Genomic DNA, 20,497 nt, shown 5'->3' with positions numbered 1-20,497 from the left:
CATGGCAAGATCGAAGCAATGGGGCGACCGTATCGCCGAGGAGGTGATTGGCGGCATCCCCTACCGCATGTACACGGAGCGTCCGCGCCGGGTCGAAGAACTGATTCCCTTCGCCGGCCGCTGGGGCCAGCGCCCACACGTGATCCAGGGCGAGCGCGCCCTCTCCTTTGACCAACTGCAACATGCGATCGCGACCAAGGCGCAGGAGTTGCGCGCGCTGGGCGTCCAGCGCGGTGACCGCGTCTTCCTGTTGGGCTGGAACAGCCCGGAATGGGTCGCCAATTTCTGGGCAATCCTGCAAGCCGGTGCGGTGCCGGTACTGGCCAACGCATGGTGGAGCGCTGCCGAAGTCTCGGCAGGCCTGGACATGCTGAAGCCTGTCCTGACCCTGGCCGACCCGCACGCTGAAGCCAAGCTTCCTACCGGGTTGCATACCGGTACGTGGGCAATCACCATTCCCAACGAGGCCCCACCGGCGAAACCGTCCCAAATGGAGGATGACGGGGACGAATCCGAAACCGCCCTCATTATCTTCACCTCTGGGACCTCAGGCCAACCGAAGGCGGTCATCCTGTCGCACCGGGCATTGTTGGCCCGACTGCAGATGACGCTACACGTCACGCGCAAGCTGCCCCACCAACTGGACGAGGCTGCACACGACGTGACGCTGATCACGGGCCCGCTGTTTCACGTTGGCGGGATGCAAACCCTGCTGCGCGCCGTCATCGTCGGCGACACGCTTGTCTTGCCGCAGGGCCGGTACGACCCGGGCCAGGTCCTTGAGCTGATCGAGCGGCACAAGGTCAAGCGCTGGAACGCGGTGCCGACCATGGTATCCCGCCTGCTCGACCATCCCGACGTACCGACGCGGGATGTGAGCAGCCTGAAATCCATCAGCATCGGCGGCGCGCCTGTGCACAAGGAGTTGATGGAACGCATCCGGCTGGGACTGCCCAGCGTCAGCCCGCGGATTCCGACCGGATATGGGCTAACCGAGAACGGCGGCCAGGCCACTGCGGCGGCCGGCTCGGAGGACGTGGCGCTCCTGGGGTCGACCGGCCGACCCCTGCCCTGCGTCGAAATCCGGTTCCTTTCGCACCCGGATCTGCCGGATGGCGAGATCCTGTTGCGCTCCCCCACCCAGATGTCGGGCTACTTCGGGCTGGACGAATCCCCGATCGATCCGGACGGCTGGCTGCACACCGGCGACCTCGGCCGCCTCGACGAAAAGGGAAACCTCTGGATCACCGGCCGCTGCAAGGACATGATCATCCGCGGCGGCGAGAACATCGCGCCGGCGGCTGTAGAGCGCGGGCTGATGACGATCCCGGGCGTTATCGAAGCTGTTGTGTTCGGCATACCGCATGCAGACCTCGGCGAAGAAGTGATGGCGGTCGTGGTGGTCGAAGGCGACCTCACGGCCCAGCAACTGCAGGAGCAGTTGCGCGGCAAAGTGGCCTCCTTCGCCATGCCGAGCCGCTGGCGTGTGCAAAAGGAGCCGCTGGTGACAAACCAGACCGGCAAGGTGGACAAGACTGCAATCAGCGCACATGCGCGTGCCGAGATCGCGCAAGAGCGTGCAAAAGCCGGGGCATAAGATTCGGCGGAGAGATAGAAGCTATGCAATCGTTCCAACACATCACACCACCGCTGCGCCTGTTCTGTGGCCAGGACAGCCTTAAATCGCTCGGACGCGAACTTGAACGGCTGGGCAGCCGCCGCGCGGTCGTATTTTGCGGCCCCTGGGCCGAGGGGCCGCTGCTCGACGCAGTGCGCGCCGGAATGGGCGAGCGCTGTGCAGGCGTGTACACCGGGGTCCTTGCACACAGCCCGCTCGCCTCCGTGGAAGAGGCCGCCCAGGAGCTGAAACGCCTGAACGCTGACGCCGTCATCGCACTGGGCGGCGGCTCGTCGATCGTGACCGCACGGGCAGCCAGCATCCTGCTGGCCGAAGATGGCGATCCGCGCAGCCTCTGCACGACACGCGACAGTAACGGGCAACTGCGCAGTCCCAAGCTGCAGGCACCCAAGCTGCCGCAGCTGATCGTGCCAACGACGCCGACCACGGCCATGGTCAAGGCCGGCAGCGCAATCTTCGATCCGGCCACCGGCGCGCGCCTGGCGCTGTTCGATCCGAAAACGCGAGCCCATGCCATCTTCATTCATCCGGAAATGATCCAGTCATCGCCACGCGGGCTCGCGCTCAGCGCGAGCGTGAACACGTTCTCGATGGCCATCGAGGGACTGACGTCGCGCTCCGGAGATCCATTCTCGGATGCCCAGCTAATGCACGTATTGCGGCTACTGGCGCAGCACCTGCCTGGTCTGGAGGCGGCCGATCATCCCGACGCGCGCGCGCAGTTGCTGCACGCGGCAGTGATGTGTGGCCAGGGCACGGATCACACCGGCGCCGGAATCACCACCGTGTTGGGCCACGCGATCGGAGCACGCCATCATCTGGATAACGGTATCGCGAATGCCATCGTGCTCCCGCACGTGCTCAGGTTCAACGGCATCGCCGGTGAGGCTGGCCTGCACAAAGTGGCGACGGCACTGGGAGTCGCACAATCGGACGGCGAATCCTTGGTGAACGTGGTCGTCGAAGCCGTCGAGTTGCTGTTCAGACGCCTGGGCATTCCGAGCCAATTGCGCGAAGTCGGCATCCCGCGGGAAACCTTGACCGACATTGCCGCGAATGCCATCGGCGACTGGTTTCTGGGCGGCAATCCGCGTCCTGTCCGCGGCGAATCGGAACTGCTGCGGGTCCTCGAAGAGGCTTGGTAAGTTCGGAGCCGACATGAGCGGCGGCAAGCAATCGTAAGCCCGCCGCTCCCAGTGAATACAAATAAGTGCTCGGCTAATGACCAGCACCGAGTGGAGAGAGACCGTTGTGAAGAGAAGAACCTTTCTTGAGTGGCTAGGCCTGACTCTGGCCCTGCCCGCCGCAGGAACATTGGCTCAGGGGCGCAACATCCGCGTGGTAGTGCCATTGCCGGCCGGAAGTTCCAATGACCACGTGACACGGGTGCTGACCGAGCAAATGACCCGCATCCTGGGCCAGACCTTCGTCGTCGACAACAAAGCCGGCGGGAATGGCGTCATCGGCACGATGGACGTGGTGCGTGCCGCGCCGGATGGACTGACGCTGCTGCTTGCCTCGAATTCGCCCTTAGCAGCCAATATGGCATTTGTGAAAAATATGCCATATGACCCGCGGCGCGATCTTACCCCGATCGCGGGCGCGAGCCTGACCAACCATGTGCTGATGGTCAAGGCCGATTCGCCTATACGCACCCTCGCGGACTTCATCGCTTACGCGAAACGACGTCCGGGCAAGGTGAGCGTCGGCTATTCCACCACGTCGGTCCAGTTGCAGATCGCAACGCTAAACAAGCTGGCCGGCATCGAATTGCTCGCGGTGCCGTACAAGGGCTCGCCTGCGTCCATCACGGATGTTGTGGGTGGCGCGCTCGATGCCACCCTTACCGATCCCGGAAATGCCATGGCCCAGGTGAAAGGCGGTCATTTGCGAGCCCTTGGGGTCAGCTCCCTGAAGAGAAACCCGGTCACCCCCGACTGGCCTGCGATCTCTGAAACCCTGCCCGGCTTCGATTTTCCATCGTGGAACGCCCTGTTAGGCCCGGCCGGCATGCCGCGCGAAGAGGTAAACCGCCTGAGTGCCGCGATCAGCCAGGCGCAAAAGCAAAGGGAAGTCGCGCAACGGCTCGCCACCCAAGGCGCGGTGCCGTTGATCATGGGTCCTGACGAACTCAAGAAGTACATGGAAACTGAGACAGCACGATGGATTCGGCAGGCACGTGAAGCCCACATCCAGCCCGGATGAGTGGACGGGGGCGCATGCCTCGCCCGCGCCCCGGCATTCCCGCAAATAGTCCTGGTGGAGGATTCATTAATTCTGCGGTTTGGTTCCGCTAATTTGGCGAGCATGGCATACACCTTTTTTCCTGGCCGGCGGTGCCACTTGTCAATTAATCCGCCCAACGCGACGCGCTGGGATTGCTGACTACGCGCAATGCGGACGCAGGGACAACCTCTTGATGGAAACCATGAACCTCACAACGGATCCTCTGTTGGTCCTTCAAGCAGTATGGAAGTGAGGTGAGTTTCTCTTTGTGAACATATCGAGGTAGGCTGAGATGGACAGGAAGAGAACTGCGCTGCGCCGCGCGGTCGATAAATGGCTCGGTGTCAATTCAACGACACCAACAAGGATCACTCGGGTACGCAAGCCGGGCCAGTATTTCGGATGCGTGCAACTCGATATAAGTCGCACCTCGGGAGATCTTTCGTTGCTGTTCTTCCGTCATGCTGACGGCTCGTGGCGAGTGTTTCCGCCCAATGAGCTGGAGTTACGGTGACTGCCTCTCGCAAAGCGTGACGTCAACCCCTGTGGAACCGACTATTTGCTGCCAGTCCCATTTTCACTGCAACAATTACGCCCTTCCTTCGCGCTCTCATCACTGTCCCGCTAGCACCGGGCATTGGCAGGCATAGCTCCCGGCGCCATTGACGAATGAGTTCGTCACGACCATTAGTTTGCGCCAGCGGCGCGGCGGGTCGACGATGAGCTTCAGCAAGCAGCGTCAGCACCGTTTGTCGCCTACTCACGTAGTATTCGATCGCTTCGAGCGGGGTCACGTTGTTCAATCCAGTATGTGGCCTACCGTTGTACGTCGTAATCGCATACTCAACCACGAAGACCTGCTCGTTTATGAACGCTTCCTGGCCGACCCGCAGCCGGCCGCGCGCTGGGTACTGGCCGGCAGCAAGAAGCTCGCACGCAACCACCCCGACTGGCGTAGAACAAAGGAAAGTTGGGTCTTCCGCACTTTGTGTGACGAGGGCGCACTGGCGTGGAGGACTTGCTGCGCGGCTTGGGGCAGTTGCGGCCCGAGTCGGTACAGCAACCTCTCGACGTTGTCGCGCAGGTTGCACAGCAGATGCCAGCGATCGGAGACTTGCTTGGCTGCCGGCAGCGCGATGTCGACGGCCTCGGAGTAGCCCCCGGCCCGGTCCCTGGCGACGATCTCGATCGATGGGTGCGCACGCATCCACGCGGCCACCGCAGTTGTTTCCCTGCCGGCGAACACTTCGATCGGCTCACGTCGCTCCAGGTCGACGATGATCGTTCCGTACTGGTGACCGCGCGATCGCCCAGTCATCGATGCCGACGACCCGCGGTCGTGGTTTGCGCTTGCGCCCAGGAGCTCTTCGCAACTCCCGCAGCACGGTGTCGGCATTGGTGCGCAAGCCCAAGGCGTTAGCAAGCCGAGCTGCCGCCTCACCACCGAGGGCGTGGCCCAGCGCGTGCAACGCCCGAGCCTGCGATCGCGTTCGACGTTGATGCCGACCGGCCAAGGCGTGGATGTTCTCGGCAAACGTACGACGGGGGCAGCCGGCGTTCGCGCACTTGAAGCGACGCACCTCAACGGCGAGAACGACCCGCTGCTCGAGCATCGGTCGTTCTTCCAGACTGCGCACATAGCTGCCGTGGAGTCGGTTACTCCAACGACGGCAGGCAGGACAATGTGCCGCACGAACCGTACTGCGGGCTTCGACAGTGATGGTCTCCCCTCGCGCGTCGCTGGAGACGACGCGCTTACCCACACGGGCGAGAATACGATCGATCCCAACGAGAACTTGGCTCATGGTAACGATCAACGTGGGGCTAGATCGGCCCGAGATCAAGCCCTCGACGCGGCCGTCACACAAAGTGCGGAAGAGCCACGAAATTGTCACAACTTCGCCAATAAATTTCTCATCCATTGAAAGGCCAAGGTAAAGGAAAAAATCTCTTCCTCAAGGCTGCCAGGTATCCGCCACCATTGTTCGCTCCCGAATGCGAATTCAGGCATTCGGACATCCATCACGCCGTCTCCGGCTCGGCCTACTCAGACAGCGATTCGGAGACGAGCCATGGCCAGATTGTATTGACTGGCTCGAAGGTACCCACCATCCACCACCGGTGCGAGGAGACTGCCGGTCCTTACTCCTTCTCGATGAGCGCCTCAATCCGCCCGGAGCCGACTGCCCTTGCTCGCTCCGGCTCGGCTACGATCCTGGCGCCGACGTCCTCCAGCAGCCGCTGGAAGTCGGGCGACACCATGATGATCTTCCCGGCGGCGGCACGCAGCCGGTCGACGGCATCGGCCGGCAGGGCGAACGACGTGGGCAGTTCGTTCAGATAATCCTGTTCCGCCTTGTCTGCCAACTGGGCGAACGACACGTCGATGGCATAGATTGTCACGTCCGGTGTGCGTAGCGCGCTAGCTACCGTTGCATCCTTGTTCGCGGAAAACGCGGAGGACTGGCGGACTCGGCGCATGGATTGCCAGTGCGACTGGGTGTCCTTCAACAACTCGGTCGCTTCGTAGGAATAATGATCAATCGGAACGCCCGAGGCTTTCAACAGTATCTCCAGCGTGCCGGGCGGGGATTCCGACTTGTCCCATGACGTCCTGGGGGTGGAAAGTGAATTGACGACAAAGACGACAATCCTGCGCGCATGATCTAGCGGCGAAGGCTGACCGATCAAATGCAGCGTTTCCATGATCTCCAGAGAATCCAGCACGCTGCGCATGCCAAGGTTGTCTGATACGCCCCCGTCCACGATATGGATGTAGGGCCGATTAATGCTGTCCCCGAATTCGGCCGCCTCTCCCAGATGACGGGTCGCACGCGCGGCCGGCCGGGGCCGGTCGCTGGCATCGATAAACGGCTTGATCCAAGCGGGTGCTGCGTTGCCGCAGGTGCCACCGTAGTTGTTGAGGGTAACCGGCGTTAACACCACCGGCACTGCCGACGACGCGGCCGCGGCACGAGAAAGTCGGACCGCGTTCAGGTCTGAGCAGAGCACGTCGAACATGGTCTGCGTAAAGGGCAGGCGGGCACCCGTGGAAATGTCGGTGGCCGAGGCGACGATGAAGGGGCCGTCCCTACGATTGAGGTCGCCGAACGTTGCGCCATGGAACAGGATCTCGTCGTACAAATCCGCCGCCAGCTCCGAGCGGCCCCAGCCGCTCGACCACAGCGATGGCCAGTAGGACGGATTGAGCGTGCGGTAGATAATCTCTCCCTGAACATCGCGCTTGAGGAAGCGCTGTTCGTAATCGTCGAATAGCTTGTCGCCGTAGAGGCCATAGGCGAGCGCCGTGAAACTCCCGCCCGACACGCCGGTGATAACGTCGATATGATCGAGCAGGCGGGATTTTTTGCCTGTCGGCCCGACGGCTTCGGTATTGTGCAGGAACTCGAGGACGCCGTATGAGAATGCGGCAGCGCGTGTTCCCCCCCCCGAGAAGGCCAGGATCACCAGGGTCTCGTTGCCCGCCAAATACTGCGGGCGCGTGGTAAATCGATAACCGGAATTCGGGTCGGCGTGGCCGGCTGGCGCAGCCGCCGAGCAGGAGCAACAACGCAAGTATCAAAAATGCTGACGTCGGCAATCGGGTCATGGGTCCTCCCGGGGCAGTTTGTACAAATTTTACTTCCTCGCGTCAGTGTGCAAACCTGGCCAGAAGATCGGCTGCTACTAGTTATCTGATCGACCGGCTCTGGCCGCTGTCGTAGGGCTGGGGCACGAGTCCTACGCACGCGCCGAGCTGGCGGCGGTTGCCGAACTGCCGCCAGAACAGTTCGAGCATAAGACGCGATGCCCCAATGTCACCCACTCCCCTAAGGCGCTTGAGCCAGGTGATTCGCTCACGTACCGGGCAGGCGGTCCTGCAGCGTACGCTCGAGATCCGCAAGTTGCTGCTCGGCGAGTTCCAGTCGATGCGATTCACGCGGTAACCGTTCGCACAGCTCGTCTGGCAACGGCGCGCCGTCGTGGCAGGTCAGTTCGCCGCAAGCGAGCCGCTTGGCGAACGCACGGTGATCGACTTCGTCCCAACAGCCGACGGTAACAAGCAGTTTGCGCATGCGGTCGCGGTGTTGCATGACTTCTTTCTGCAGTTGTCCGCGATCGCGAATCAGATAACGCGACGCTTCATCCTGCAGAGAGGGCGCATGCACCATGTGCATACGGTCGCGCTCGCCATGTAGCCACGCACGTAGATTGGTGACGAGATTGATCACATCGAGGCGGTCCGTCTTCGCACGCCGCTTGTGGCGCTCCACCGGGATGCTCGCGGCACCGACCATATAACAGTCGATGCCGCGCGAGCGCAGCGACCGAAGGATCCAGAATCCGTCCTGTCCAGCTTCATAACTCACGACCACACGCACATCGAAGGCCGCGACGGCCCGGCCGCCCTGGCAGTTGCCGACAATGGCCGGCTTGGGCCTGTTCGGATGCAGTGCCCGCACCTTGCGCACGAAGCGTTGTTCGGCTTTGCAGACGTCCACCAGGGTCTGACCAGGTTCTGGGTCGCGGAAGAAGATGACGAAGTAGACCGGGTGGCCGGCGCACAGCGCCACGCCCACCTGCGAGTCGTCCTTGAAGCCGCCATTGCCGGGGCCATGGCCGGCACGCGGATCGCAGCGGCGCGTAATTCACCGGCCGCTCGAACTGGTGGCCGTCGAGAACGAACTCGTTTCGAAGTGCAGAACTGGCTTCAGGCCTTCTGCGGCGTGCTCGACAAAATGGCTTCCGCGCTGGCGCAGCGTGCCCCAGAAGAGAATGGCGCGCTGCGCGGCGTCGCGGCACCGCTGACCGGATCGCTACCAGCCAGCGCGCCTGAAGCGGTCTCGCCGCCCTCTCCGTCCCCGCCCGCCGCCTGTACGCGGCGGTCCAGCGCTTCCTGCGCGTTCCTGAGGCGTTTCTGGAGCACCAGGCCGGTCTTGATGCCAACCTCCCGCGTTCGTATGAAGTGCTTACTTAGATCCATGGCCACGCTCTGCAACACGACTTCGAGCAGCCGGCCATTCTTTGGGGGATTTGCCACGCCAGAGCGGAATGTGATCTTCGATATCAATGATCTCGATGAGACGCTTCCGGCCCCTTTTGAATGGAATCTCAAACGACTTGCTCCCAGCGTGGCCATTGCCGCCGAGCATCTGGCCTTGCCGAGGAGCGATACAGCCCGCGTCGTCACCGATCTTGTACGTGAATATCGTGAGCGGATGGTCAATTACGGCTGGATGCGGGCGCTGGACGTCTGGTATGACCGGATCGACCTGCAGAAGTATGAGGACCGCAGCGCCGATCCCCATATTGTTGCCGCGGCGCGCAAGCGGCTCACAGAGCGAATCGAGGCAGAAAGACGCAAGACGGCACCTGACCATTTGTATCCGAAGATGGTTTCCGAAGAGGGTGAGAAACCACGGATCAAGGATGAACTCCCGCTGATCTTTCATCCGACCGAGGAAATGGCGCCCGGCCTTACGTCGGGCTACGCCGAAGCCATTGCCTCATATCGGGACAGCCTTGCCGAGCATACCCGGGTACTGTTCGACCGATTCCACTTCTTTGACATGGCCATCAAGGTGGTCGGTGTCGGGAGTGTTGGCACGATGTGCGGCGTAGGCCTGTTCCTTGCCGCGGATAACGATCCGCTGTTCCTGCAGGTAAAGGAAGCCCGTGCTTCTGTCTTGGAACCTTACGCAGGAAAGAGCTTGCATTCCAATCACGGCCAGCGCGTCATCATTGGCCAGCACCTCATGCAGGCTGCCAGCGACGTCTTCCTCGGGTGGACCCGGGGCAAAAACGGACGCCACTTCTATATACGGCAGTTGCGCGACATGAAGCTGTCGCCGGTCATCGAGGACTGGGATACCGGCATGCTCAGGCAATACGGCCGGATGTGCGCACACGCCCTCGCCCGAGCGCATGCCCGTTCCGGCGATGCCGCTATGATCGCTGGTTACATGGGGTCAGGACAAACCTTTGACGACGCGATCTGCGAGTTCGCGACCGAGTACTGCTCTCAAAATCGGAACGACTATCGAGCATTCCTGGCCGCCATTCGCGAAGGACGCATCGAGGCGCGAATGGAGCAAGAGTAAGACCGTACTCCCCTGCTGCGCAACAGCACCCAGGAGGAACCGGCAGGATGTATACGGCATCAAGCTTGCGATGCATCAATGGGCCAATGCGCATACGACCTACGCTTCGGAACAGGCGGAGTTATTTTGCGCGCCTTGTCCGCCAAGGCAGGAGGATTGCCATGACCGCAATGTTGCAGCCTGGAAACGAGGAAAGCCCCCGGGTTTCCGGTAGCCATCATCGATCACTTGCCATGCACGCCAGCAAGGTTATGCGTACGGCTGCCGCTGCGTTGGTTCTTGCTACCGCACCGCTGCTCCACGCACAGACTCTCGCGGCGCATCCAAAGCCGCCGGAAATCCACCGATCCTCTGGCGTCCGGTATGTCTCGGGCGGGATCGGGAGCGAAGCCGTGCGGCAAATGCAGGGTATCTCCGGTCATTCAATGTGCGGCTCAGCGAGCTGACCCTGAGATGCTGCGTGACTCAGGTGAAACAGCAGGGCGATCAATCCGTTCGGAGTGGAACGGGCCGGCGACGCTATGCCATCGGCTCGTCTTCGGCCGTAATCCACTGCTCATGATCGGCGCCTTGATAGTCAACCATTTGGCTGATAAGCAACGCCTGCTAGCGTTGTTTGATTCTGGAGAATTATCATGGTCATGACCACTATGTCTCTCGCGCCCACGATCGTTTCACGAACGTACACTGTCGGTCGCGCCCTTCTCGGCTCTCTTTTTTTATTTTCCGGTCTCCTGAAAATTGGCAGCTTCTCGGCCTACTCTGCGTGGATTGCCAGCGCTGAACTGCCGACCCCGGATTTGCTGCTGGTGCTAACCATCGTGATTGAAATTGGTGGTGGACTGACCTTGATCTCGGGCTGGAACGCGCGGTTGGGCGCGCTGCTTCTTGCATTGTTCCTGGTGCCCACGACCATCATTTTCCACGGATTCTGGCGCGCCGATCCCGCAGACTTCCTGAATCAGCTTAATCACATTCTGAAGAATGTCTCAATCCTGGGCGGCATGCTGGTTATATTCGCCATTGAATCGTCACGTATGCAAGCAAGAGCCGCATAGCCGCTAGGGATGGTGTTCAGAACTCGCAAAGTCCAGATGCGCTCAGACGAGGCCTTGCCAGCCACAATGAGCGCACGAAACAAGCTGACCCTGACTTGGTCACCCTGGGCTATGACGATATCGAGATGTCCAAGGCGTCTGCTGGGGCCGGTCGAAGCGAACAATGGGATCCTGATGTTCGGCGCGTTGACCCGGTGATGACGGCTGGGGGACGGACGTGATCAAGCACACCATGGCCTGGCTGCAGCGGGGCGAACGGCCGTAGGTCAGGAAGGCAGAAGCCGGGCTTACGAGAGCTTTGTGGTGCCAGAGAGTCGTGGTGGTTCCATTGAGTTTTCAGCAGGCGGTCAACCTTTTACAAAGATGATCCCGGCGCCTAAGCTTTTTTACGTGCGCACGTACCGTTTCCCCCGGGCCATCATGGCCACTCCAAGCCATGCGAAGATGTCGAATGCAAATCGCGAATGGCGGAAAGTTCGACCAGGCGATTCTCGTCTTGCAAGGTGGCGGCCCACTGGGCGCCGACCAGGCAGGTATCTACGCAGGTTTCGCGGAAGCCGGCTTGATGCCTGACTGGATTGCACGTGTATCGTGCTCACGCCCGTCCCCATTCCGATCCAGCTGCCCGGCTTCGCCGGCCAGAAGGAGAGCACGCCATGAGCAATGACGCAGAGAAGGACCGGCTCGATGAAGCGCAGGCGGGCCGCGCGGCCTGGAAAAAATGGGGCCCCTACCTCAGCGAGCGGCAATGGGGGACGGTGCGCGAGGACTACAGCGACAACGGCGACGCCTGGAACTACTTCACCCATGACCAGGCCCGCTCGCGCGCCTACCGGTGGGGCGAGGACGGCCTCGGCGGTATCAGCGACGACCACCAGGTATTGTGCTTCGCCCTAGCCCTGTGGAACGGGCGCGATCCGATCCTGAAGGAGCGCGCCTTCGGCCTGGCCAACGGCGAGGGCAATCATGGCGAGGACGTGAAAGAGTACTACTTCTATCTCGATTCCACGCCGACGCACTCGTACATGAAGTATTTGTACAAGTATCCGCAGACCGCCTATCCATACAATGACCTCGTCCAGACCAACCGCGGCCGCGGCAAGCATGAGGCCGAGTACGAGTTGCTGGACACCGGCGTGTTTGACGGCAACCGGTATTTTGACGTCTTTGTCGAATACGCTAAGGCGGCGCCTGAAGACGTGCTGGTGCGAATCAGTGTCTTCAACCGCGGCCCGGACGCGGCGCCGCTGCACGTGTTGCCGACCCTGTGGTTCCGCAATACGTGGTCGCAGCCGGGGGGCGGATCGAAGCCGCTCCTCGAACGCGTCGATTCCCCCGGGCAAGCGGCGGTCCGCGCCCGTCACAGCGACCCGTTGTTTCTGGAATCGCTGGGCGAGTATTACCTCTACTGCGACGCCGACGTGCCGCTGCTCTTCACCGAGAATGAAACCAACAACACCCGGCTGTTCGGCACGGGCAACGCGTCGCCCTACGCGAAGGACGGTATCCACAACTTCATCGTGCACGGCGATGCCGCGGCGGTGAACCCCGCGCAGCAGGGAACCAAGGCGGCGCCCCAGTATCAGCTCAACCTCGGCGGTGGGGAGTCGCAAGTCGTGCGGTTACGGTTGACGACCCGGGCGCCGGGCGCGGCATCCGCGCCCTTCAATGATTTCGACGCCGTGTTCGCCGCCAGGCTGGAGGAGGCCGATGCCTTCTACGCGTCGATGACACCGCTCGCGATTCGCGACAACCCAGACCGGGTGAGCGTCATGCGCCAGGCGCTGGCCGGCATGCTCTGGACCAAGCAGTACTTCTACTATGACCTCGGCGTCTGGCTCGACGAGCACGGCGCGGGTGGCCGGTTGCCGAAACTGGAGCGCAGGCGGGTACGCAACAGCGAATGGGCGCACATGTTCAACGACGACATCATCTCGATGCCGGACAAATGGGAGTATCCCTGGTACGCCGCGTGGGACCTGGCGTTTCACATGATTCCGCTGAGCATGGTCGACCCCGACTTCGCCAAGCAACAGCTCGACCTGATGCTGCGCAACGACTATCTGCACCCCAATGGCCAGCTCCCCGCTTACGAGTGGAACTTCGGCGATGTCAATCCGCCCGTGCATGCCTGGGCGACGATGCAGCTCTACGTCCTCGACAAGGAGCGTCACGGTGGCAGGGGCGACATCGAGTTCCTCAAGTACGCCTTCTCCAAACTGCTGGTCAACTTCACCTGGTGGGTCAACCGCAAGGACCGCACGGGTGCCAATGTCTTCGAGGGCGGCTTTCTCGGGCTCGACAATATCGGCGTGTTCGACCGCTCGTCGCCGCTGCCCACGGGCGGTTACCTGGACCAGGCCGACGGTACCGCGTGGATGGTGTTCTTCAGCCAGCAGATGCTGCGCATCGCGGTTGAGCTTGCGTTGCAGGAGCCGCTCTACGAGGAGTTCGTCGAGAAATTCTTCCAGCACACGGTGTTCATTGCCGGCGCGCTGGACAGCGTCGGCGAGCGGAAAGACGAAATGTGGGATGAAGAGGATGGCTTCTTCTACGATGTGCTGCGTTTCCCGGACGGCAGCGCCACGCGCCTCAAGGTCCGCTCCATCGTCGGGCTGCTGCCACTGGCCGCGGTGGCGGTGTTCGAAGAAGATATCCTCGCCAGGCTGCCGAAGTTCCGCGAGCGTGCCAGGCTGTTCCTGGGGCGCCACCCCGAGCTCGCCGCCAACATGCATCTGCCCCAGCGGCCCGGCATAGCCAACCGGCGCATGCTGTCAATCGTTGGCGAGCAGAAGCTGCGTCGTATTCTGGCGCGCATGCTGGACGAAGATGAGTTCTTCGGCCCGCATGGCATCCGCGCGCTGTCGCGCTTCCACCTCGAGCACCCTTACGTCTTTCGCCACGCGGGCCAGGAGTATCGCGTGGCCTACGTGCCGGGCGATTCCGACAGTGGCATGTTCGGCGGCAATTCCAACTGGCGCGGGCCGGTGTGGATGCCGATCAATTACCTGCTCTACACCTCGCTGATACGCCTGTATGCCTATTTCGGCGAGGACTTCAAGGTCGAGTGTCCGACCGGGTCTGGCCAGATGATGACGCTGCTCGAAGTGGCGCAGGAATTGGGCGAGCGCCTGAGCCGGATCTTCCTGCGCGACGGCGACGGCCGCAGGCCCATATATGGCGCGGCGCACAAGTTCCGCGACGACCCGCACTGGCGCGACCTGGTGCTGTTCTACGAGTATTTCCACGGCGACACCGGCGCCGGGATCGGCGCCAGCCACCAGACCGGCTGGACCGGCTGCGTCGCGCGCATCATCCAGGCGAATGCCATGCTGTCCAAGGACTTGCTGCTCACGCCGGGCGCGGAGGTGGCGACCTTGCGTGCGCTGAGAGCCGCGCACAGGGGCCCGGAGTCTACAACCCACGGCCATCCTGTCAATCCCGAGAGAGCCACCTAGGCGACCCCGGTCAATCAGGCCGCGAAGGGCGACGAAACCTGCGGAGCCAACGTTGCCGCGCTTACCCGGCAACCGAATGAAGAAGTACACCATGGAGAGTTACTACGCCAACAGAAACCTGCCCCAGCCGGCGATCCCAGCGCTGAAGCCTCTGGACTTGCCAAAAGGCCAGACCGCGCGATTGACGGGTGCCAATTCCGGGATCGGCCCCGCCATCGCTGTCGCGCTCGGCAGGGCTGGCGCCAACGTGATAGTCCTACGTGGCCAACCCTGCGGACGCCGAACTGGTGGCCGAAGAGATTCATGGCGGCGGGCAGAGCGCGATCAAAACACTGACCGACTAGCCGATGAGGCGCAAGTGCAAGCCGTGTTGCTGCGGCGGAGCAAGAGTTTGGCACCGTCGACATCCTCGTCAGCACTGACGGCATGGAGCGCAACGCGCCGTTCCACGAGATGAGCGTGGCCCAATGGACGCGGTGATCAGCGTCAACCTGCCCGGCACCTTTCTGCGCGCGCGCGAGGCCGTGCGCGAGTTCCACCGCCGCGGCGTGCGCCCGGGAACTTCAGTAGCGACCGGCAAAATCATCTTCACAAGTTCGGTGCACGAGCTGATTCCGTGGGCTGGCCACGTCAATTTCGCAGCCTCCAAGGACGGGCTGATGCCGCTGATGAAGAGCCTGGCGCAGGAGCTCGCCAAGAAGCGCATCCGTGTGAATTCCATAGCGCCGGGCGGGATCCGAACGCCGATGAACGCTGTGGCATGGTCTACGCCCGAGGACTATGCCGGACTGATGAAGCTCGTGCCGTACAAGCGCATCGGCGAGAGCGAGGAGATCGGCCGTGCCGCGGGCTGGCTAGCGTCGGACTTCACCGACTACTTTTTCGGCACGACGCTTTTCATCGAGGGCGGGATGACGCTGTATCCTTGGTTCCAAAGAGGGGATTGACGACTGTGCTGACACGTCGCTATCCAGCGCTTTACCAGCTCAACACCCGGGTCCGGATGACCGAGTTGTCGCTGTCGCTCGGCCATGCAGCCACGCTGGATGACATCACCGACGCCGAACTGGACCGTCTGGTGGAGATGGGTTTCGACTGGCTCTGGTTGCTGAGCGTTTGGCAGACGGGGCCTGCCGCGCAGCGCATCTCGCGCAGCAGTGGTGGCGGCATGAGTTCGAGCAAACGCTGCCCGACCTGCGCGAGGCGGATATCGCCGGCTCCGGCTTTGCGATCACGCGTTACTCCGTGCACCGCGACCTCGGCGGCGACGAAGCGCTGGCGCGCCTGCGCACGCGCGCGCGACAGCGCGGGCTGCGCCTGATGCTTGATTTCGTGCCGAACCACATGGCCCCGGATCACGCGTGGACCGACGAGCACCCGGACTATTTCGTCCATGGCAGCGAGGAGGATCTGGAGCGTTCGCCCCGCAACTATTGCCGCGTGGCAATGAAGAACGGACCGCTGCTGCTTGCCTACGGCAGGGCCCATATTTCGACGGCTGGCCCGACACGCTTGCAGCTCAACTACGGCAATCCGCAATTGCAGCAAGCGATGATTGGCGAACTGGAGCGCATCGCCGACCAGTGCGACGGCGTGCGCTGCGGCATGGCCATGCTGGTATTGCCCGAGGTGTTCGAGCGCACTTGGGCATCCGGCCCGACCTGTTCTGGCCGAAGGCGACGGGGCGGTGCGGCGCCGGCATCCCGGCTTCCTGTTCATGGCTGAGGTCTACTGGGATATGGAATGGACGCTGCAGCAGCAGGGCTTCGACTACACCTATGACAAGCGCTTGTACGACCGCTTGCGCGAACAGCGCGCCCGCCCCGTGCGCGAGCACCTGGGCGCGGACATGGCCTATCAGGACAAGCTGGCGCGCTTTCTGGAGAATCACGACGAGCCCCGCGCCGCATCAACCTTTGCACCCGAAGTCCATGCGGCTGCCGCGGTGCTGACCTTCCTCTCGCCGGGCTTGCGCTTCTTCCACCAGGGACAGTTCGCGGGCCGCCGCACGCGTATCTCGCCGCATCTGGTCCGCGCCCCGGAGGAAGCGGTGGACGGAGCGCTCGCGCAGTTCTATGACCGGCTGCTTGCCGTGTTGCGCCAACCGCTGGTTCGCGATGGAAACTGGTCTTTACTGCAATGCGTTCCGGTCTGGGCCGACAACACCACGTCGGACAATTTCATTGCGTTCCGTTGGGTACGGGCTCCTCACGAGTGGATGTTCGTGGCCGTGAACTACTCGCCGCAGCAAAGCCAATGCTTCATGCGAACTCCCTTCACGGAACTGGGGGAGGGGACCGTACGGCTCCAGGACCTGCTTAGCCCGGCTGTCTATGATCGACCGGGCGAAGACCTGCGCGCCCGTGGTCTTTTTCTGGACATGCCACCCTGGGGCTATCATGTTTTTGACGTGCAAGGGAGCCACGCCTCGATGCACGAACAGGCCGCTCCTTGCTCGAAGCCTACAAGAATCTGCGATTGATGAACTGGGAACCGTTTCCTTTCGCCTATACAGCGCTTCCCGTGCCTCAGCGGATTTGTGCGATAGCTTCGAGGACGGCGCCGCCTCGAGGGTAACGCATGGCCCGGCACGCCGCTTACTTCATGCGGTACCATGCGACGCCATCTGCGTCGAGTTCCATCTCGGCTTCGTCGCGATGCAGCAGGTAATTGAGATGGGCCACACTCTCGCCGGTTGCCACCTCCAGCAGATGGGGCTCGGATCGGATGGGGCGCGAAAACAACAGCGAAAAAACATCAACCGTCCGCCTGGGTCGGCCCAGCGCGCGCCGCAGGCGATCGAGTGCGTCGTGCTGACTGCGCTCCAGATAGTCGAGCCGCGCATGGAGACCGCGGAACGGTTCATTGTGACCGGGGAGTACCAGAACGTCGTCGGGTATCTCCCGCCGAAGTTTGTCGAGCGAGGCCAGCCATTCGCTCGTCGGGTCGGCATCTGGCTCCGTCGGGATGACCGAAACATTGGATGAGATACCGGGCAGTACCTGGTCGCCCGAGATCAGCAACTTCAGTTCCGGGCAATGGAAGCAGGCGTGCTCCGGCGAGTGTCCGGTGCCAACAACAACGCGCCATGTGCGATCGCCGATGCGCATTTCCTCGCCGTCGCACACGCGCCGGTAACTGTCCGGCAGTGCATAGACGTACTTGCCGAAGCCGCCAAAGTATGCTCGGTAGACTTCGATCGCAGCGTCGTCCCAGCCGGCCCTTCGATAGAAACTCACAAATTCCTCTGGCGCTTCACGGCCGATGTCGGCCACCACGAGGCGGCACGCGAGGTATTCCATCCGGGTCATCCAGAGCCGGCAGCAGAACTTGCGCGCGAGCCACCCCGCCAAGCCTATGTGATCCGAATGCATGTGCGTGACGAACACCCGTGTCAGCCCGCCCTGCGCCAGCGCGCCGCCGTTTGCAAAGAGCCTGCGCCATGCCTGCGTGGTGTCGTCGGTCTGCAGTCCGGAGTCGAAAGTAGTCCACCCATTACCGTCGCGCACAGCCCAGAGATTGACGTGATTCATGAGGCTGAACGGCATCGGCATTCGCATCCACAGTACTCCGGGCGCTATCTCGCACGCCGATCCCGGCATCGGCGCCTCGCCGCACGGGTAGTCCAGAATCGGCTTTCTCCTGAGGGGAGTGGTCGGGGTGTCGTCGTTCATTTCATCTCGCCCGGCTTGGCCCCGTCGCTGTCGAGCCTATCGAGCAATGCGACGAGCGTAGGGCTCATCAGAAGCCATTGTGAGGCCCGCTACAATAGATCAGGCCACCAAGACCGTTCCAAGCTTCACCCATCTTAGCCACGAACCAGCAGTACCGGGAGCCTCGTATGGCGGACCAATCCTTCGGCGACGCTGCCCAGCAGTAGTCGTCGCGTGCCATGGCGACCATGCGTGCCGATCACCAGCAGCTCCGCGCCGCCTTCTTGTGCGGCTTGCTCAACAACAGTGGAGATGTCCCCTATCGCCGCCGGCTCGTCTATCAGGCGAGCCACACAAGGAATCCGTTGTGCTTCCACGCGGTCGCACGCTGCCTTCAGCAATGCCTTCCCATTGTCTCTGAGCGCCCTGCGGAGTTCGTCCGGGTCGATAAAGAGCGGATCGCATCTCAGGTAGTCGTTATCGATAACGTGGACAACAGCTATCTCGCTGCCGCACGCCTTCGCTATCTGAACAGCTTCGGCGAGCGCCAAATCAGCATTCCTGCTGCCATCGACCGCAACCATGATCTTGCTGTACATTACACTTCCCCTGCCTCCCAATTCATTTCGGCTTGCCTCTGCGGAAACCGCGATCGGGCTATGTTGGCCAACTCATGCCAGATAGTAGAAGGCGGCAATTAAGCAGCACTCCGGCCATCACCCCACCCAGAGCCAGCGTAGCGACGACCGTCGGACGCGACTGTAGCCGGCTTCCCAGCCCACCGAATGCAAAACTAAGAATGATAAGTGTCAACACGTTGATCCGACCAGGCAGGCGTGCGACGTCGAGTGCAGCATAATACGCGTCGCACCGGGAGGCGCCTCCCTAGAAGAAGGCAAGCTCTTGGTATGCACACTAGGTCAGTTGTCACTCCACAGCATGATCTACATCAAGGAGCATTCGACTGTTGCCCCCCAGATCCTTTCCCTGGTTCGGGAATCATCTGCAATGCCGGCGGATCCGCGGCGTGCCGGAATACCAGTTCACCACCGGAGAGCGACAGGAAGTACTAACGATTGGATTTTGGATGCTACGCAAAGCAAGCGTACGTTCGCAGTCCACTATTCACTTCGCGAGTTTTCTGCCGTGACCGGCACGACGATCAATCGCCACCACCGGGCGACTACGCGACGCCGCAACGCGTGATACAGCGCAAAGTTCGCATCCATCGCCCCTGTCGCTACCTTGACAATGCGCGCTTGTGGCCCGCGCGTACGCGGGGCGCTGGACGGTTCGACCCTTCTTCCTATACAAGTTTATGCTGAGGGTGGATGGTGACCAAGAACGATGCCCGGATTAGAGTCGGCGGTGAATCCATTACGCAGTCGCCTCGTCGCGGAGAATAAGCTTGTGAATTATCGGAGAGCGCGGCTGGGGCCACCTCCCGTGCATCGATCTTCGAGGCGTAGAGCCTCCCCTCTTGTACGGTCTTGTGTTTTTGTCAGCGTGATCTATTGTGAATTGGCATCTTGTGTCGGCAAGCAGCCGGGGCTGGCGTAGCTGAAGACACGATTGAGCACCCAAGAGAGGGAACATCATGCTTCGCGGACTATTCATACTCCTTTGCCTCTGCCTTGGAACATGGTCCACAGCACAGACCAAGGGAGAACCTGAAAAAAGCATCGAGCAAGGCCCCCTGGAGAACCGGGTTAAGACCCTCGCGTCCATACAGCCGGGGCTCGGAACTGTGATGCATGAGATGGGTTACCGTTTTACTAATATCTATTGGGCAGCCAATGGTGGCAATTGGGGCTTGGCCCAATACCAGCTCAAGGAACTGCTTGAAGCTCAGGAAGTGGGAGAAATAACCAGACCGCAGCACGCACCGATGCTAAAGGCCAATGAGAAAACCTACCTCGCACCGCTGGCGCAAGCCATTGAAAAGCAAGACATCAACCAATTTAATCACCGTTTCTCGGCGGCGGTGAACGGTTGTAACGCGTGTCATACCGCATTGGGCTACGGCTTCATTCTGTTTAAGGTACCAAAGCTGCCGAAGCAGGAGTTTCTTGACTTTTCCCTCAAGACCGACCCCAAGCGCTGACGTTCGCTCAGCGTCAGCGCGGTTGCCGCCACGGAAAATTGCATAGCGCCCTCCCGGGGTTCGCAGTACCGCCGGCCACGAATGGTGATCTGGTGCAGATGTTCGTCCGTCCAGCCCATGACCGCCCTGGATGACATCGTGTAGCTGCCCGAGGGCAATGTGCCCGGGAATGAGCACGCGTCGCCAAACCGGCGGGCTCAAGCCGCGCAGCATAATTCGGAGTTGAAGGACGGAGGTCGCCGGGCGAGGATCGGAAGC

14 protein-coding genes and 4 pseudogenes are annotated in these 20,497 nt (G+C 61.7%); 11 read left to right on the top strand and 7 right to left on the bottom strand.

All coding sequences use genetic code 11. The features are described from left to right. Position 1: 1 nt before the first annotated feature. The 4 genes and pseudogenes from K307_RS23515 to K307_RS49770 all read left to right on the top strand — a co-directional run. Entirely contained in the window at positions 2–1,597 is a 1,596-nt protein-coding gene (locus tag K307_RS23515) for a class I adenylate-forming enzyme family protein (protein ID WP_042883184.1), read from the top strand. Positions 1,598–1,620: 23 nt separating this feature from the next. Beyond that, on the top strand, positions 1,621–2,784 hold the full coding sequence (locus tag K307_RS23510) for an iron-containing alcohol dehydrogenase family protein (RefSeq protein WP_042883182.1): 1,164 nt from the start codon (positions 1,621–1,623) through the stop codon (positions 2,782–2,784). A 76-nt stretch (positions 2,785–2,860) separates the two neighbouring features. Continuing rightward, positions 2,861–3,844, top strand: coding sequence for a Bug family tripartite tricarboxylate transporter substrate binding protein (locus K307_RS23505; protein ID WP_080745190.1), 984 nt, complete (start codon positions 2,861–2,863; stop codon positions 3,842–3,844). Positions 3,845–4,707: 863 nt separating this feature from the next. After that, positions 4,708–4,821: pseudogene (locus K307_RS49770) on the top strand (integrase); the annotation flags it as partial. 113 nt (positions 4,822–4,934) lie between these two features. Here the strand turns inward: K307_RS49770 and K307_RS49765 are convergent. From K307_RS49765 to K307_RS49760, 5 genes and pseudogenes are all read right to left on the bottom strand, one after another. After that, positions 4,935–5,183: pseudogene (locus K307_RS49765) on the bottom strand (transposase); the annotation flags it as partial. Further along, on the bottom strand, positions 5,122–5,670 hold the full coding sequence (locus K307_RS46495) for a transposase family protein (protein WP_230626072.1): 549 nt from the start codon (positions 5,668–5,670) through the stop codon (positions 5,122–5,124). The pseudogene K307_RS49765 and the gene K307_RS46495, both read right to left, overlap by 62 nt. A 337-nt stretch (positions 5,671–6,007) precedes the next feature. Next, entirely contained in the window at positions 6,008–7,333 is a 1,326-nt protein-coding gene (locus tag K307_RS23495; protein ID WP_230626040.1) for a patatin-like phospholipase family protein, read from the bottom strand. 235 nt (positions 7,334–7,568) lie between these two features. Beyond that, positions 7,569–8,247, bottom strand: a pseudogene (locus tag K307_RS23490) (transposase); the annotation flags it as partial. Positions 8,248–8,313: 66 nt separating this feature from the next. Continuing rightward, positions 8,314–8,625, bottom strand: a pseudogene (locus K307_RS49760) (DUF3141 domain-containing protein); the annotation flags it as partial. Between K307_RS49760 and K307_RS23480 the strand changes: the two are divergent. The 6 genes from K307_RS23480 (at position 8,605) to K307_RS49745 (ending at position 16,964) form a co-directional block, all read left to right on the top strand. Beyond that, on the top strand, positions 8,605–9,966 hold the full coding sequence (locus K307_RS23480) for a DUF2252 domain-containing protein (RefSeq protein WP_230626070.1): 1,362 nt from the start codon (positions 8,605–8,607) through the stop codon (positions 9,964–9,966). The pseudogene K307_RS49760 and the gene K307_RS23480 overlap by 21 nt on opposite strands. A 635-nt stretch (positions 9,967–10,601) precedes the next feature. Beyond that, entirely contained in the window at positions 10,602–11,024 is a 423-nt protein-coding gene (locus K307_RS23475; protein ID WP_051975130.1) for a DoxX family protein, read from the top strand. A 656-nt stretch (positions 11,025–11,680) separates the two neighbouring features. After that, positions 11,681–14,482 (top strand): MGH1-like glycoside hydrolase domain-containing protein, encoded by a 2,802-nt coding sequence (locus K307_RS23470; RefSeq protein WP_230626038.1) that lies wholly within the window; start codon positions 11,681–11,683, stop codon positions 14,480–14,482. Positions 14,483–14,949: 467 nt separating this feature from the next. After that, positions 14,950–15,429, top strand: a complete 480-nt coding sequence (locus K307_RS23465; RefSeq protein WP_051975129.1) for an SDR family oxidoreductase — start codon at positions 14,950–14,952, stop codon at positions 15,427–15,429. A gap of 169 nt (positions 15,430–15,598) precedes the next feature. After that, positions 15,599–16,207 carry an alpha-amylase family glycosyl hydrolase gene (locus K307_RS49750; protein ID WP_063771714.1) on the top strand — a complete coding sequence of 203 codons (609 nt, stop codon included), beginning with the start codon at positions 15,599–15,601 and terminating at the stop codon, positions 16,205–16,207. Next, positions 16,200–16,964, top strand: coding sequence for an alpha-amylase (locus K307_RS49745; RefSeq protein WP_230626037.1), 765 nt, complete (start codon positions 16,200–16,202; stop codon positions 16,962–16,964). Before K307_RS49750 ends, K307_RS49745 begins: the two co-directional genes overlap by 8 nt. Positions 16,965–17,079: 115 nt before the next feature. Here K307_RS49745 and K307_RS23455 read toward each other — a convergent pair whose 3' ends face one another. Together K307_RS23455 and K307_RS23450 are read right to left on the bottom strand one after the other, a co-directional pair. Then, the gene (locus K307_RS23455; protein WP_042883178.1) at positions 17,080–18,156 is read right to left on the bottom strand and encodes an MBL fold metallo-hydrolase; all 1,077 of its coding nucleotides are present in this window, start codon (positions 18,154–18,156) and stop codon (positions 17,080–17,082) included. Between the two features lie 134 nt (positions 18,157–18,290). After that, positions 18,291–18,734: a universal stress protein gene (locus K307_RS23450; protein ID WP_042883176.1), complete on the bottom strand. Its 444-nt coding sequence runs from the start codon at positions 18,732–18,734 to the stop codon at positions 18,291–18,293. Between the two features lie 998 nt (positions 18,735–19,732). Here K307_RS23450 and K307_RS49740 point away from each other — a divergent pair. After that, entirely contained in the window at positions 19,733–20,239 is a 507-nt protein-coding gene (locus tag K307_RS49740) for a hypothetical protein (RefSeq protein ID WP_230626036.1), read from the top strand. Positions 20,240–20,497 lie beyond the last annotated feature (258 nt).

This window comes from Cupriavidus necator A5-1, assembly GCF_000744095.1.
Lineage (GTDB): Bacteria > Pseudomonadota > Gammaproteobacteria > Burkholderiales > Burkholderiaceae > Cupriavidus > Cupriavidus necator_A.
This window is presented reverse-complemented; position numbering and strand designations above follow the sequence as displayed.